Source organism: Mangrovibacterium sp., from assembly GCF_041596335.1.
GTDB lineage: Bacteria > Bacteroidota > Bacteroidia > Bacteroidales > Prolixibacteraceae > Mangrovibacterium.
Genome location: NZ_JBFHIT010000002.1, coordinates 50,671 through 65,761, shown reverse-complemented (window position 1 = coordinate 65,761; position 15,091 = coordinate 50,671). Strand labels below are relative to the sequence as shown.

The window sequence follows — 15,091 nt, the reverse complement described above, 5'->3', positions numbered from 1 at the left end:
ACCTTATAGAGATGGCCCAGGAAGCTCGTTCTGCAGGATCAATCATCTGGATTGAGCCTAGAACACTTCTGTTCCGGCCAGGATTTTCCCCTCGGTTTTGTGACAATATCAGGACTTTAATATCCGATTAAACGGTGGGTAAAAACGGACGGGTAGAGAAAAGATTTTTCGGTTACTGAGTTGCTATGAATTTGAAGGAAAAGAGCAGAATAACTCAGGCAGGAGCTTGAAAATAAATCTCCCCGCCTGATTCGAAAAAAACAAGCAGGGAGTTAATGGATTTACTTCTTTGATTCTTCTAAAGAAACCTGGCGGAATTCTTTCAGAAGCTTCGTCAACTCTAAACTATTCTTACGAGCACGAGTTCCAGCAGCTTTGTTGCTATTTTCCATTTGAGAATTCGCATTCTCCTGAAAAGAAGCAATCTCAGCATTGATTTTTTCTAAAAGTTCTTTCATAACGTAACTTACTTATTATTTTTAGTCGCTCCAAAAATAGAACTTTATTGGTAACTAGTAAATTTTATGGAACAATTATGTTTGAGAAATTACAAACTACCCTGGAATATCATCAATCGGCACAAATCCATAAAAGCGAAGGAAGTTGGATCATAACCGACCATGCGATCGAAAGCGTTCCCACATTCCCCCGCTACTGACAAAAAGCCACACGAACTGCGGCTTTTTGCTTTCCCAGACAAGAGTCTTATGTTTCTGTCTATTTCGTTACTTGAAGATTGCCGGAAGAAGACAAAACACTACATCGGCAGACCAGACTTCCAGCTTACCAAAAGTTCCATCAACTCGGCAACTTTTTCAGGATTATTTCCAGCGAGATCATTCTCTTCAAATCGATCATACTTAATATTATACAGTTCAGTTCGCTCTATTTTCGAGTTGTAGTATAACTTCCATTCCCCATAGCGAACAGCATTTTCGGGCCATTGATTTACCTGAGTTGGGTTGTCACTGACTCGACCAAAATGCCAATCCCAGAACAACGGTTTAGTTCTTTCGAAAGGTACATTTTCAAATATCGAGCTAAAACTTTCGCCATCGGGCAGATAGCTTTCAGGAAGATCGATCTGTGCTAACTCACAAAAAGTAGGCAATAAGTCGACTGTTGAAAGCACACTTTCGTTTTCAACCTCACCGGCATCAACATGCCCCGGCCAGCGAACAATAAACGGCACATTTACCCCACCCTGAAAAATATCGGCTTTACGTCCCTTTAAGCCACCGGTTGAACCCGCTATTAAAGCGGGTGGATAATGGGCCGGGCCATTGTCGCTACTAAAAAGTACCAGAGTATTGTCATCCAGTCCCATTTCGCTTAAGGCATCCATCAATCGTCCAATATGAAGATCGGCATCGGTCAGCACCGAAAAATAGGTTTCTTTGTCGGGATCCAGGTTTTTGTTTTTGTATGGCTCACGTTGTTCATCCGATGGCCAAAGCGGAGTATGCGGGTCTTTAAGCCAAAGGTTGATAAACATTGGCTTTTTGCCCTTATTTCGTTTCATAAAGTCGATGGTTGCGTCAACCGCAATCCGACTCGAGCTCTGCACCCAAAGCGTATCGCTATCCATATAACGAGTTGTTGGCCAAAGCTGATCTCCGCTCCAGGTTGGGCCATTCCCATTCCACACCCGTGTTTCATTGTAACCGTAAAGTTTTGGCTGGGGAGCCGATAGATCGCCATTGGGTTCGCCACCACCACCAAGGTGCCATTTTCCGATATGAGCGGTAGTATAACCGGCTTCCTGCATTAAACGGGGTAAGTAAACAGGCAGATTTTCATCCAACCAATTAGGCATTCCTCGTTTGGCATTTACTTCATTGCCCGCAAAATGGCCGTGCACCCGATGCCTTGCCGGAAAGTGTCCGGTAATTACCGATGCCCGGCTTGGCGAACAAACACCACTTGTAACATGAAACTGCGTATACCGTGTTCCCTGAGAGGCAAGTTTATCAAGGTTTGGAGTTGCAACTTCTGTGCTACCATAGCAGCCCAGATCTCCAAATCCCCAGTCGTCAGCAAAAATAAAAAGGATATTCGGCGGCTGTTTTTCTTCAGTTTTTGTACATGAAATTGTTCCGAAATACACGGCAGCAATTGCGAATAGAATAGTTGGACTCTTCATAATTAAATAATTATTTCAAATTATTAATTCCACTTGAAAAATGGACAAACAGGACTGCGTCGGATCTAGTGAATGGGCTTAAATTCTACCGATTTAAGACTCGAAGTCAACGGATTACCTTCCACTAACGAAACCGAAATTTTGTGGCTGCCTGCAGTCTTAAACTCTAAAATCCCCATGCTGTATTCCTGGTATTTTTCGGTAGCAGCCTGTTGGTTCTGCACCATCACTCCCTCGTCGGTGGTTGTTCTCCAAACCAGACGATCTTCACCATTATAAACTAAATCGAGGTAATAGTAACCGGGTTCAAAAACTTCAACAACCCATTCTGCTTTGCCATTTTCGCCCCAGTTGTTAATTTGACTGACATGTTTCCACTCGCCAAATTTCTCCATCCATTTTACTTCTTTTTTTTCTGCGTCTGAGACTTCAGCAAATTCAGCCAATAAGGTGGTTCGAATATTTGGATAGATTCCAAGATTGGAATTTACGTTTGCCGATTCAGCAGCAGCGTCCAGTTTTAGCTCAATCACAGAAACGGGTGAATCGGCAGGTTTGCAAGGCACGTCAAAAACAATCCATCCATTTTCCTTTGTATATGAAATTTTCTGGCCGTTTAAAATTTGAGCCGAAACGATTTTTGTTTGCAGTCCCGGCAAATACAGTTTACCATCTTGTGGCCACTCAAAAACCGATAGGAACAATGAATTTCCTTGGGTCGTCACATCACCCCATGCCAAAGCATGCCCCCAGGGAGATGCACCAGCACCATAAATTACTTGCGGATATTTTCGAATCCATGAACCAGTTTCCTCCAAGAATTTCGCGCCAATTTCAGGAATTTTCCCCTGGCTATCGGGACCAACGTTAAACAAGTAAGTTCCTCCCCGGCCAATTGTCGCAATTAGTCGGTTTAAAGTTTCTTTCGGACTTTTAAAGTTATTGTCGTACCAGGCAAACGACCACGAATCGTTGTTGGTATCGCAGGTTTCCCATAATCCTGGAATGTTGCGTGGCGGCACTTCCATATCGCCCTTACTGGCATAGTCGCCCATACCATGACCAATACGGCTGCAGAGCATCGCGTTTGGCTGCATTTTGCGGACCATATCGGCCAGTTCTACCACATACTCCTTTGGCATGTTTCCGGGGGTATCAAACCAAACAAAATCAATTTCGCCATAATTGCTGCAAATTTCCTTTACCTGTGGCTTACATTTTTCATCGAAATATTTTTTGAATGATGCTGGTTCTCCGTTGCGATCAACCGCTGGTCCGCCATGAGCTCCCGGACTAGTCCAGTCCTGATAATGAGAATAATAAAACCCAAAACCGAGTCCGATTTCACGACAAGCAGCAGATAACTCTTTCATCGGGTCGCGTGCAAAAGGTGTGGCATCGACAATATTGAACGAACTTGCTTCCGATTTAAACATGGCAAACCCTTCGTGATGCTTGCTGGTAATGATGATGTATTTCATTCCGGCATCTTTTGCCAATTGTGCAATCGCTTTTGCATCAAACTCACTTGGGTTAAAATCGTTAGCAATCTCCTTATATTCATCCACGGGGATGCCGGCCATTCGCGGGTTCATAATCCATTCGCCAATGCCGTAATAGGTTTTACCCTTCCACTTACCACCTAAATTTGAGAAAAGCCCCCAGTGGATAAACATCCCGAAGTTGCTCTCATCGAACAACTTACTACGCTCCTCCTTTAAAGCATCTTCCGTAACCGAAGTTACGCCCCACATTTCGTCCATCCCCTGCCCTTTCTTTTCCTGGGCAAGTACCGAAACGGAATAAAACAGTCCCATTAAAACGACAAGAATACGTTTAACATTTAGTTGTATCATATCATTAAATTATTTAGGTTCATTACATTCTATTTTTACCATTGGAGAACTATGCATTAATCCCTCAGTATCGATGCCATTAACGAAGTAGTAAACAGCACTTTCCGGCAATTCAACTTTTATTGTATTGGTTGAATTTGAAAGCAGAACATCGGCTTTGAGCCATTTGTAGCTTTTGGCACTCCAATCTGCGGTGTCGTTTGTATAGTAAGCAAAAGCTTCTCTTAATTCGCCATCAAAATTCACCGTATTTTTTTCTGTATTGAATTTGAATTTCACTTGCTCTTTTCCACGTCCCACTACATAATCGGCAAACCGATAAATTTCTTCCGGATTCCAGCCCGCACCGTGCCCATGTTGCATTTCGTGTTCAACATGAAGGTATTTGTAAGCACCTGACGCTTTGTAGGTTTTAGTAAAACTGTTCATTGAAAAGTGCCCATCATTAGTGCCATTTACAAAAAGTGTCGGATGATTTTGTAATGGTGCATAAAGCGATGGTTCCCAATTCTCAAGATAAAATTGTTTCGATTCGGGAGTGTGTGCCTCTAGTTGGCCGATATATGTTGGCGCTTCGTGTAAAAAGCCGCAACCATAAACAGGAATTGCAAAAGCAAAACGGTTATCGATTCCGGTAACCACATTGGTAAGGATTCCACCCCATGAAATACCTGTAATTCCAATTTTTGTGGTATCCACTTCGGGGAAACTACGCAAAAGACTATTTGCCATAATTATGTCGGCAACAGCATGGTAAAACCATTGATCTTCCAGCTTTTCTTCCATCAAATCCAGAAAAAAGCCTTTGCGAAATGGTCCTGACAATTTATGATTTGGATGTCCTGCTTCAAGCGGGCTTTTCTCGGTTTTCGGACCGGGTACCTGTCCTTCCAGTGCAACTGAAATTGCAATATATCCCTGGTCGGTCCATTTTTTCACCCACTGCGGGAACACTGTTCCTCCTCCTCCGTGAACAAGAACAACCGCCGGTGCTTTGTCGCCATCCTTTAACGTTTCGGGCACGCCATACCAGCAAAAAACGTTGGTTTGTTTTCCGTGGAAATTTAGTCCGTTAAAAAACAGCCCTTTTATATTTTCGTGTTGTTTGTGTTCGTCGAACTTTTCGGTAAATATTACTTCAGGAACGTTAAAAACCCCGACATTGGTCAACGAATTTTTCACCCATTGCGGGCCATTCGCAGGAACTTTTTCAGCCTGCTGACTTGTGCCTTTTTGCGACTTACAACCGCTAAAAGTTACTACTGCAAAAATACTTGCAATCAGACAGAAATAATATGTTTTTTGTTTTAACATTAAGGTTCTAATTTTTAAAGCTCACTTCCAGCACATAACCTTTACTTCCGGTTTTTACTCCGGTCAAATCAACGTTTAAGGCAGTATCTGTTTGTTCCCATTCTATTGTTGATGAATTTCCTAAAAGGCTTACATTTTCAACTTTCCCGGCCGCAAGCTTCAGTGATTTAATACTTATTTGCGAGGCAGCGCATGCCAATGAAATCGTATAAACTTTGTTTTCTTTGGTGGTAAACCAGAAATCGTTTGCTGAAAAGGTCCGCGAAAATCCTGCCTTTGCACGGTGCCCGGTTCCCTCCAAAAGCGTTTCCTTTTGCCCTTCGTGCGAAATCTTCCAGCGGGTAGTACCATAAATTGCATCGCCGTTGATTTTAAGCCACTGTCCTATTTCGCGAAGTCCGCCCGCGCTTAGTTCAGGAACATGACCGAGGCCATCGGGACCGATATTTAAGAGATAATTTCCTCCTTTCGAAGCGATGTCAACCAGGTAATAAAGCAGCTCCCCAGTACTTTTCCAATCGTCGTCGTATGACTTGTATGCCCACGAGTTATTGGTTGTACCACAGGTTTCCCAGTGCTTTGAAAGTTTATCGTCGCCTGATGGAATTACATTGTCGCCGGCATCGAGATAATCACCAAAATCGTACCCCACTCTGCGGTTTACAATTACATTTGGATTGATATTGAATATGGTTTTATAAAATTGAAAAGATTGTTTTTCAGTAATATATCCATCGCCATCGAACCAAATTAAACGCAACTGTGGCATCGAATGCAAAAGTTCTTCAATTTGTGGCAATGCTTTGCTTTCAAGGTATTCTGCATGTGTGTTCGAACTAGGGTCCCAAGTATTTTTTCCCTGAGCATGCGAACGAATTCCAAGCGAGTCATTTACTTGCTTCACATTGGCGTAATTGCCGTCTGTTCCGTCGTTCCAGTCGTTTCCGTGCGAATAGTAAACGCCAAAATCAAGCCCTTCGGCCAAACAGGCATCATATAATTCTTTAACGGCATCGGCCTTATACGGTGTTGCATCAACCATATCGAAAGTGGAACATTTCGAGTCGAACAAAGCAAAACCATCGTGATGTTTCGAAGTAATCACCACGTACTTCATTCCGGCATCTTTGGCCAACCTGGCAATGGTTTGAGCAAATGATCTATCTGGAATAAACGTTGCCGCTAGCTCGGCATATTCCTTGCGTGAAATTTGAAATTTATACATCAGCCATTCAGACACTCCCGGGCCGGGAATTCCGGAATCTTCCATTTTAACGCCATTCCAAATTCCGCCTGCCTGCGAATAAAGCCCCCAATGGATAAACATTCCGTATTTTGCCTCCTTTAGCCATTTCAAAGCGGCTTGTTTCTCTGCTGAATTATGCATACTCTGCCACTCCGCATCATACTTGCCCGAGCCAAAACCAAGCGTATTCCGATAGGTTGGAGTTAAACGAACCTGCACAAAAGGCGAACCCGTTTCAATTTTAAGAGTTTGTAAACCTGTATCCTTTAAAACGATATTTTTGCTGAATTGAAACACCGTTTGCCTGGCTCCCTCTTCGCCAATAACAAAAACCTTTTTAGGCGATTCAGTTAGGGTTAAACTGGCTGATTCAACTTTAACTTCGGTAAGCGGGATTTTCAACTCGCCGTCGCAGATAATTTGCAGATCGTAATTTCCTGCGCGATTAAGCATGTAATCCCATGCATATTTCCCGTCAAATGATTTAGTTTCACCGGAATTTAAAACGACCCAAAAATTTTGGTCCTGATGAACAACCGTTTCTTTTGAAGGAGTACACGAAACAAAAAATAGCAAAAAGAGCGGTAATACTATTGACAAATTTTTTCTCTTCATTTGGTTTTTTAATCGAATTAAAATCTCAGGTTCATTTCACTAGATGTAAACATCAGAAAATCCTAGCATAATTGGTTTCTTAAATCAACCAGATTATTGCTGATTTGATGTGCAAGAGTAGGGCAAACATTACAAGCATATTATCAATGATTTACAAGAGAACTTGCTCAAATCGTTCATTGATTAAGGTTGAAAAAATCAACCCAAATACAGCATCAGTGGGACTGTTCCCGCACTAATAGACGCTTTGCCTTTGTGCTTTTTGGGTTAAAGAGTCTTTATCTTTCCTTTTTTAACATTTTACCTACTTCCAATAAAATGTCAACTGATACTTCAGGTATATCACCATTTCCATCGGGACCAACATTTAATAAAAAGTTACCGCCTTTACCGTTAATGTCTTTCAGTTTATTATAGACCACTTCCGGGCTTTTCCAGTCGTCATCGTTTGTTTTGAATCCCCACGAATCGTTCATGGTATAACAAGCTTCCCAGTAATGGTCGAGCGATTCGCCCGGATGATTCTGCTCGGGTGTTCCAAAATCCTTCTTAAAAGTTTTACGTTTTGAAACCCGGTTATTTATGATAATATCAGGCTTTAATTCGCGGATATACTGGTATAGATCATCGCCATCTTCCAGTGTCCAGTAATCTGCCCAGTCTCCATCGAACCATAAAATATCAGTATCGTATTTTTCAATCAGTTCTTTAATCTGATTTTTCATATACTGAACGTATTCAGCTTTTTTGCCTTCAACAAGTGTTGGGTTTTGCCAGCGTTTGCGGTCAACTTCTGCAGCATCAGCATCAGGAATATCGTGCGATGAATGATTCCAGTCGATAATGCTGTAATAGGTTCCAAAACGAATGCCGTGTTTTTTGCAGGCGACAGACAATTCCTTTACAAGATCGCGCCCTTTCATGGGCGAGTTGGCAATATCGTAATCGGTATATTCCGAGTCCCACAAACAAAAACCTTCGTGATGTTTGGTGGTAATAACCAGGTATTTCATACCGGCTTTTTTAGCCAGTTTTGCAATTTTATCGGCATCGAAATTTTTGGGTGTCCAGGTTTCTATCAATTTCACATAGTCCGACTTTGGAATTTGCTGATTGGCCTGAATCCATTCAGCATAGCGGCCTTCATCATTTCCGTTGTAAATACCTCCAAGCTGACTATACAAACCAAAATGAATAAACATTCCATATTCAGAATCGGTAAACCACTTCATTCGCCGGCTAAAATCTTCGTTCGATTCTTCAAGGTAATTTTTCTGAGATTGTGCAGAAAACGCACTAATAAACAATACTAAAGCAAGGATCAGTTTTTTCATATCTTAAAGTTTTATCATCTAAATAGTTAATTAATTATCAGAAGGTTGTTGCCACTTTTTACCCGTTTGATCAATATAATAATGTTTGTGTCCCGGAAGGTTTTCTGTTTTTTTGCTGAGGCCAAAAAGATTATAGCTCTCTTTGCCAAACTCAATGGCTTCAATACTTAAATTGGCTTTATTGAGTTCAACAGGTGTAAAAATTACCTTTTCTCCCTTTTTCAGGTCAATTTCGTACAAACGCTTATTATTTTTATGAATGCGGGAATTTTCCATTTTCCCATTAATATAAATCTTCGGATTTTCAATGTCACATTGAACAATACAAGGATTTCCGGCCAAACTTTCGATGGCCACAAATTGTGTTTCTCCAGCTTTCTTTGTGGCACTCACCAAAAAAGCTCCCTGAGTACGCAAATCTTTGAAAGCGATATCGCTCCACTTATCAGGAACGCCGGCAAAAACCCGGATTGTTCCGCCCCAACTTTGTAACAACATTTCGTGCATTGCAGTGGCATACGAAAGCGGACTTTCAATAACCGGATTAAACCACACCTCGGCATACATGGTTGTTGGGGCTACTCCCGGATGTTTTATAAACATGTCTAAATATTCGTAAGCTTTCTCGCCATCAGCCAGCCAGGCATACATCGATGCTGCACCGGTACAAGTGTATCCGGTTACCGGCATCGCATCTACTTTAATTCCGCTTTGCGTAACTTTTAACCAATGATCAACCGAGGTTTTAAGCAATTCTTTTTCTTGTTCATTATCAGGTGTTAGAACTGCTAAAGGATAAAAGGCCAACAAATGCGAATAATGCCGGTGTGGTTTTTCAAAAGCGATATCTTTTCCAATACGCAGGCCATTCTCATCAATCTGAAAATCAACCAAGTTATCCAAGATATTCTGCCACTCGCTTTGCAAAGAATCGTTCAAATTAAATTCCTCGTTCAGGTTGACTAAGGTTTGACAACTCCAGCGAATGAGTGCAATGGTAAAATTTATGTCTTGTCCGTGTCCTCCGGGATACTCGGGCGACCAGCTGTTTTTTATATGAATTTTTCCATCTCCTTCATCAAGCGGATTTTCTTTGAAATATTGCAAGTACGAATTAACGGCTTGTCGTAAAATCGGGAATAAGCCATCGCGCATTCGTTGGCGGTCGCCTGCATATTCGCAATGCAACCAGTAATCGTGCAAGAGCCAAACCAACATATCGGGGAAGGCATTCTCGGAATCCATATCTTGTGGAAATAAAGCGCCAAGGGTTGCACAATCCTCCCAATGTTCAGGAGCATTTTTCAGCAGCGTTTCTTTGTATTTATCTACATTTTTCACAATCGACTCACCTGCCTCCAAACGATTAGCAGTAAGGTGTGTCCAGTAAATTAGCTGCACATTTAAATCGCCCCACACCATGGGCCAGAATGTGTGGTTGTACCATGGGCCCATCAGGTCTAAAAATGGCCCGTTGCCGCGAGTAGCCGAAGCAAACTTGTACATCTGAATCCAGTAAAAAGATTCTTTCTCGGCATCGTTAACAGAAAGAAAACTTTGCGGGTAATAATCGTTCCACCACTTTCTATGACTGGCAAAAAAACTTTCATCAGTTAACATTTGCCGTGCTTCCTCCAGGTTTTTTGTCACCACTTTCTTACTGTTGTGCTCCGGAAAGCTGTGGTGAATACTGGTTGTCATTACTTGTTTTCCAGAAGATTCGCCGTTGATTTCCCAGGCAGTTGTGGTTTCGCCACGGCCATCGAATAATTCCTGATAACAATAATTAATTCCATCCTTTTCGCTTAAAATGTGTTCGGGCGGAAGTGGATATGGCGCATTACGCATGCGGTCCCAGTTAGGAGCGTTGGGTCCTTTCCCCTCGTTCAATTGCCTTCGCACCGGAGAATAAGGCACTTCGGGATGCCAGGTAATTTTAACCGATTCGCCTTGTTGAGCATCGGTTTCAAAATAGATAACATCGGTATGGGTATGTGTTAAAGCATGTACTTTGTACGCGCCTTGCGTTGTTGTAATGGTACCGGTTAATTCGGCATTCCACAAACTCAAACGCAAGTCGGCTCCGGTGATTTCACCTTTCGATTCGAAGTTAAAATGACCAAGCGGAAGTCGTGTTCGATAAATCCAAAGCATCTGTTCACCTTCATACGGCAAACGGTGGTCGTAATAATCGTGCCTGCCCACATGCAGCGAAATATTTTTTTTCGATTCTCCTTCTATTTGATATAAAAGAAAACCCACATTGCCGTTTCCGGTGTATGGGGCTACCTGCCAACAATCGGGTGTGCGATCCCAAACCATATCGTGGCGAGAAATAAATTTTTCAAAATCAACATTAAAATCGATGTTTTGATTGTTGGCTTTTTTACATGAGCTTACAATAAAAACAAGGATAATTAAGTAAATAAGTTGACAACTCTTTTTCATTCTTAGTTGGTTTAAGTTGTTATTTTTTTGCAGGCACCAATTCAATCCCTTTTAACTTGAATTCATTCCACCATTCAATGGTTTGCTTCGGATAAGCTTTTATAATAATGGTTCCTGAGTTTACAATTTCAATACTACCTTGTTGTGCTTTTTTAGTTATCTTCTCTACACTACCTTTTGGAAACACTTCGAGCGTATCGGTAGGAGTAATTAATTCGTAGCTTAGTTTGTCGTGCCCATTGTCTTCGCTAATTACTTTGAATGAGCCTGGCTTAGTAATGTTTACCGTCCAGATTAAACCCTGGTTGGATTTTCCACCCCACGCATGAGTCGTTTGTTCCTCGTAATCATAGCCAATTCGTCGGGTAGCAAATTCGCATTTTGCAACCGGAAGTTTTATGCTACCATCTTTTGCTTGTTGTAAAGTTTCGTCAACTACTCTCGCCTGTTCGTCATTTAGTTCGAGTACCACCACAGTTACCCTTGGCTGTTTTAATTTTTCAGGAATTGTAACCGTCAATCTCTCGTTCTTCTGCGTAAACGAAAGCGCTTGTTGCGATTCATCGGCCAAACAATAGGCTTTGTTTACTTTCGATAGTAATCCATTCAGCTCAGCCGTATTATCCTCAATATTGTTTAAATGAAGGTAAACTTTACCCGGTTTGCTGGTAATTGCAAAAGGTGGAAATTTCAGCGGACTTGGGTCGGCTCCGTAAATAGCTTCTCCATTAATTTTCAACCAATCGCCAATGGCAGTAATACTGTTTACCTGCGATTCGGGAATGGTTCCATCGGGACGAGGAGCCACATTCAGCAAATAAACTCCTCCGCTACCAACAATGCGACAGAGGCTGTAAATAAAATCGGTGTATTCAGCCGAACGGTCGTTTTCGCTGCCATAAGATGTGTAACCCCACCCGCCTGTAGTTACCGATTCGTGTGTTTGCCACGGAACTTTTAAGTCGGCTAACCAGGTTGCCTTACTCACACTTGGTGTTTTCCCGTTATCAATAGAAACATCGAAATGACCATAACCGTTACCGAGGCGCGAATTTACCAATGCCCCCGGTTGATTTTCTTTTACCACATCCATCATTTGCCGGCAATTTTCGTCGCTCATTTGAGTTGGTGTATCAAACCAAATCATAAAAATATCGCCGTAATTACGTGTTAACTCATTCACTTGCATTACCGCCTTTTCGTTGAAATAAGCATCAAATTTGTCTTGTGGCCTGTCAAGTCCTTCAAAGTCCCAGTTATTGCCATAGCCACCCTCTTCGTGCCAATCCTGGCTTTGCGAGTAGTAGAACCCCAGTTTCATGTCCCGCTCTGCACATTCATCTGCCAGCTCTTTCAAGACATCGCGTCCAAAATTTGCAAAGTCGACAATATTGTATGGGTGCGCCGATTTGTACATGGCAAAACCATCGTGGTGTTTGGCAGTAATCACAATAAACTTCATCCCTGCATTTTCGGCAATATCAACCAAATTTCCTGCATTAAATTTTTTGGGTTTAAACTTACCGGCAGCCTCCCTTTCATAATCTTTAATAGGGATTTCACCTCTTCGCATAATCCATTCGGCCGATACTTCTTTGCCATCCCACTTTCCTTCCAACTGCGCATAAGGTCCCCAATGCACAAAAAGGCCAAATTTATCGTCGTACAATTTTTTCATATTTGCCCGTATTTCGGGCGTATAAGCAGAAGAATCCGTTTTCCCGAAATCGATATTGCCTGGAATTTTGGTTACTGAGTCGGCATAGCCATCTTTACTTTTTTGATTTTGGCAAGCGACAAGAAATAGTCCGGCGACTATAAGCAACAGGATTAAGGTTGTCTTCAAAGTTGAGTTGTTCATTGTTTTAGGTTTAGTTAATTCATTATATCGCAATTAGTTTTTATGAAGGAGTCCCATTTTCGAAACATCAAGTTCTTCAATTCCTAACTTTGGTGCCGGACTTCCTTCTTTAAAACTGAAATCGCCATTGGCCGGGTCGGTAAACAGAGGGTCGCCAAAAAGACTGTTTTTTTCGTTTCCAGCGCTCCGCATTCTTGCCAGGTGATCATTTACCCAATCGGGATTGGTGGCATGATAATAAAGGTTGAAATCCATGTTGGTTTCATCCATATTGGGGTCACCATCCTCACTTCTGGCGATTGGTCTTTCTCCCTGAGCATTCCCTCCATCGGAATGCGAAATAATAATGTTGTGCTGCGACTTTGAATCGGTAACCTTCACCCATTCATAGCTGATATACCCCCATGTTGGTTTAGTTCCGGGGGCAACAATGAAGTTATTTACAATATCATTTCTTCCTTTTGAAACGATTCCTGCACTAAAACCATAGTTGTTGTAAAGAACATTTCCATAAATGAGTGTTTCATGCTGATCATCATCACACCGGATGCAGGAAGGAAAGCTGTGCTCCAGATTATCGTGTAGGTAGTTGTAACGGATAATGTTACCCGTACCCGCGCCTGAAACATAAATACCATTTCCATCAGAAAGTAACTGAACGGTGTGGCTTATTTCGTTGTATTCGAATAAATTATGGCGAGCATGAATGTACTTCTCTCGCTCCTTCCAGCTTTCATAGGTTTCTTTTGTATTGTCTATTACAGATTGCGGAATTTCAGCATGCCGAACAGTTCTACCTCCTTCACCATTTAAGGGTCTGTCGGGTTCAACCCTGTTTGTAATGATTACTGCTGCATACCCACTATGGTGTACATAATTATGAGCAATGTGGTTATGACCACTTTGCCATGCCCAAATTCCCGGCGAATGCCATGTAATTTCGCTAAAATGATGGATGTGATTATTACGAATATCATTGTGGTGATTAACATCTTTCGTACCTGTTCCATAGCCAGCAAGTATTATTCCGGCCTCTCCTAAATGAGCAAATTCACAATTCTCAATGCGGTTACGCTGAGCATGTAAATCCAAACGGATCCCCGTTCCTCCGGAGTTTTGGAAGTTGCAATCGGTTACGGAACAGTCTTCGGCTCCACGAAAACGAATCAGGGCTGTTGGCCGGTCGAATAAATCCCAGTCGTGCTGCATGCCCCAACCAAGTCTGGTGTCATCGTTTGTCCAGCCCCAGCGGTCAGCATGTGTGAAAGTAATACCCGAAATGGCAATTCCTTTAACCGGTTTATCTTCCGGCCCATCATAATTAATTTCGCCCTCTACACGAATTAATTCACTGGTTGAAGGTGCTAAAATACCTTGAGGCGAACCATCTTTTGCGGGATTAGCTGGCCACAAATAAATTTTACGTGTTTTTGTATTTACAACCCACTCTCCCGGTTCATCCAAGGCTTCTATCACATTTTCAACCCAGGCTTGCGTTCCATCCTTTGTATGGACCCAAGCTGGCAACTTCCCTAGATCATAGGTTGCAGAAACTCCTGTTTTGGCGATACGGTTAACTTCGTCAACCGACGCAAGCGGAAGCATATTAATCATCCATGCCCGGTTTGGTCTGATATTAACCTCAACATCTTCCAAGTTGTCCCAGTTTTTCAAAGCCCCTTCAGGAAAAAACAAGGTTTTTTTGTCACCTGTTTTCGTTGGCACAAAACCCTTTCCTCTCGCTCGTTTTAAACGCCCTTCTGAGTCGTATAGGGTATAAAAGCTATTCAGGCTCTTAGGCATGTTGGCAACCCAAACGTTACCTGTTGCCTCCTCGGGCAGTTCAGTTACCCCTTCTGTCGCTAATTCCCAACCGTCAACTGCTGTCCCCGCACTTAAAACAGGAGACTCTCCCGGATAAGCAGTAATCGTAAGATAAGGAGTTTCAGTACTTTCTCCAGCACCATACCTATCCAACTCGACTTGTTTATCTCCCGGGGTTCTTCCATCGTCAATTCCAAGAACCAACGCTTTGTTTAATTGATGGCGACCTTCCCTAAGGTAAATAATTGCAGGATTGGTATTTCCATCTTTTCTAAGGTCTCTTATTTTTTGAACTGCAGCAGGAAGCGTTGCCAGAGGTTCTTTGATATTTCCACTAGCAGCATTGTTCCCTTCAACTGAAACGTACAGTTCAATTGTTTTACTATTGGTGCAAGCCGAAAAGACGATAAACAACAAAAGAACCAGAAACATTGAGAAGTTTTTCATTTC

At 42.2% G+C, this 15,091-nt stretch carries 9 protein-coding genes; all 9 read right to left on the bottom strand.

The genetic code is table 11. The annotated features are described in order from the left end of the window. Positions 1 to 281: 281 nt before the first annotated feature. The 9 genes from ABZD21_RS01330 to ABZD21_RS01290 all read right to left on the bottom strand — a co-directional run bounded on the left by ABZD21_RS01330 (position 282) and on the right by ABZD21_RS01290 (position 15,088). On the bottom strand, positions 282 to 458 hold the full coding sequence (locus ABZD21_RS01330; RefSeq protein ID WP_372772288.1) for a histone H1: 177 nt from the start codon (positions 456 to 458) through the stop codon (positions 282 to 284). A 299-nt stretch (positions 459 to 757) separates the two neighbouring features. Then, complete coding sequence (locus tag ABZD21_RS01325; protein WP_372772287.1) at positions 758 to 2,143, bottom strand: sulfatase; 1,386 nt, start codon at positions 2,141 to 2,143, stop codon at positions 758 to 760. A gap of 65 nt (positions 2,144 to 2,208) precedes the next feature. Next, the gene (locus ABZD21_RS01320) at positions 2,209 to 3,999 is read right to left on the bottom strand and encodes an alpha-L-fucosidase (protein WP_372772286.1); all 1,791 of its coding nucleotides are present in this window, start codon (positions 3,997 to 3,999) and stop codon (positions 2,209 to 2,211) included. A gap of 9 nt (positions 4,000 to 4,008) precedes the next feature. Next, positions 4,009 to 5,313: an alpha/beta hydrolase family protein gene (locus tag ABZD21_RS01315; protein ID WP_372772284.1), complete on the bottom strand. Its 1,305-nt coding sequence runs from the start codon at positions 5,311 to 5,313 to the stop codon at positions 4,009 to 4,011. Positions 5,314 to 5,320: 7 nt separating this feature from the next. Continuing rightward, on the bottom strand, positions 5,321 to 7,174 hold the full coding sequence (locus ABZD21_RS01310) for an alpha-L-fucosidase (RefSeq protein WP_372772282.1): 1,854 nt from the start codon (positions 7,172 to 7,174) through the stop codon (positions 5,321 to 5,323). A gap of 278 nt (positions 7,175 to 7,452) precedes the next feature. After that, a complete protein-coding gene (locus ABZD21_RS01305; protein WP_372772280.1) occupies positions 7,453 to 8,508 on the bottom strand; it encodes an alpha-L-fucosidase in 1,056 nt (351 codons plus the stop codon). 30 nt (positions 8,509 to 8,538) lie between these two features. Next, the gene (locus ABZD21_RS01300) at positions 8,539 to 10,956 is read right to left on the bottom strand and encodes a glycoside hydrolase family 95-like protein (RefSeq protein WP_372772278.1); all 2,418 of its coding nucleotides are present in this window, start codon (positions 10,954 to 10,956) and stop codon (positions 8,539 to 8,541) included. Between the two features lie 19 nt (positions 10,957 to 10,975). Continuing rightward, positions 10,976 to 12,817 carry an alpha-L-fucosidase gene (locus ABZD21_RS01295; RefSeq protein ID WP_372772277.1) on the bottom strand — a complete coding sequence of 614 codons (1,842 nt, stop codon included), beginning with the start codon at positions 12,815 to 12,817 and terminating at the stop codon, positions 10,976 to 10,978. Between the two features lie 33 nt (positions 12,818 to 12,850). Next, entirely contained in the window at positions 12,851 to 15,088 is a 2,238-nt protein-coding gene (locus ABZD21_RS01290; protein WP_372772275.1) for a right-handed parallel beta-helix repeat-containing protein, read from the bottom strand. Positions 15,089 to 15,091 lie beyond the last annotated feature (3 nt).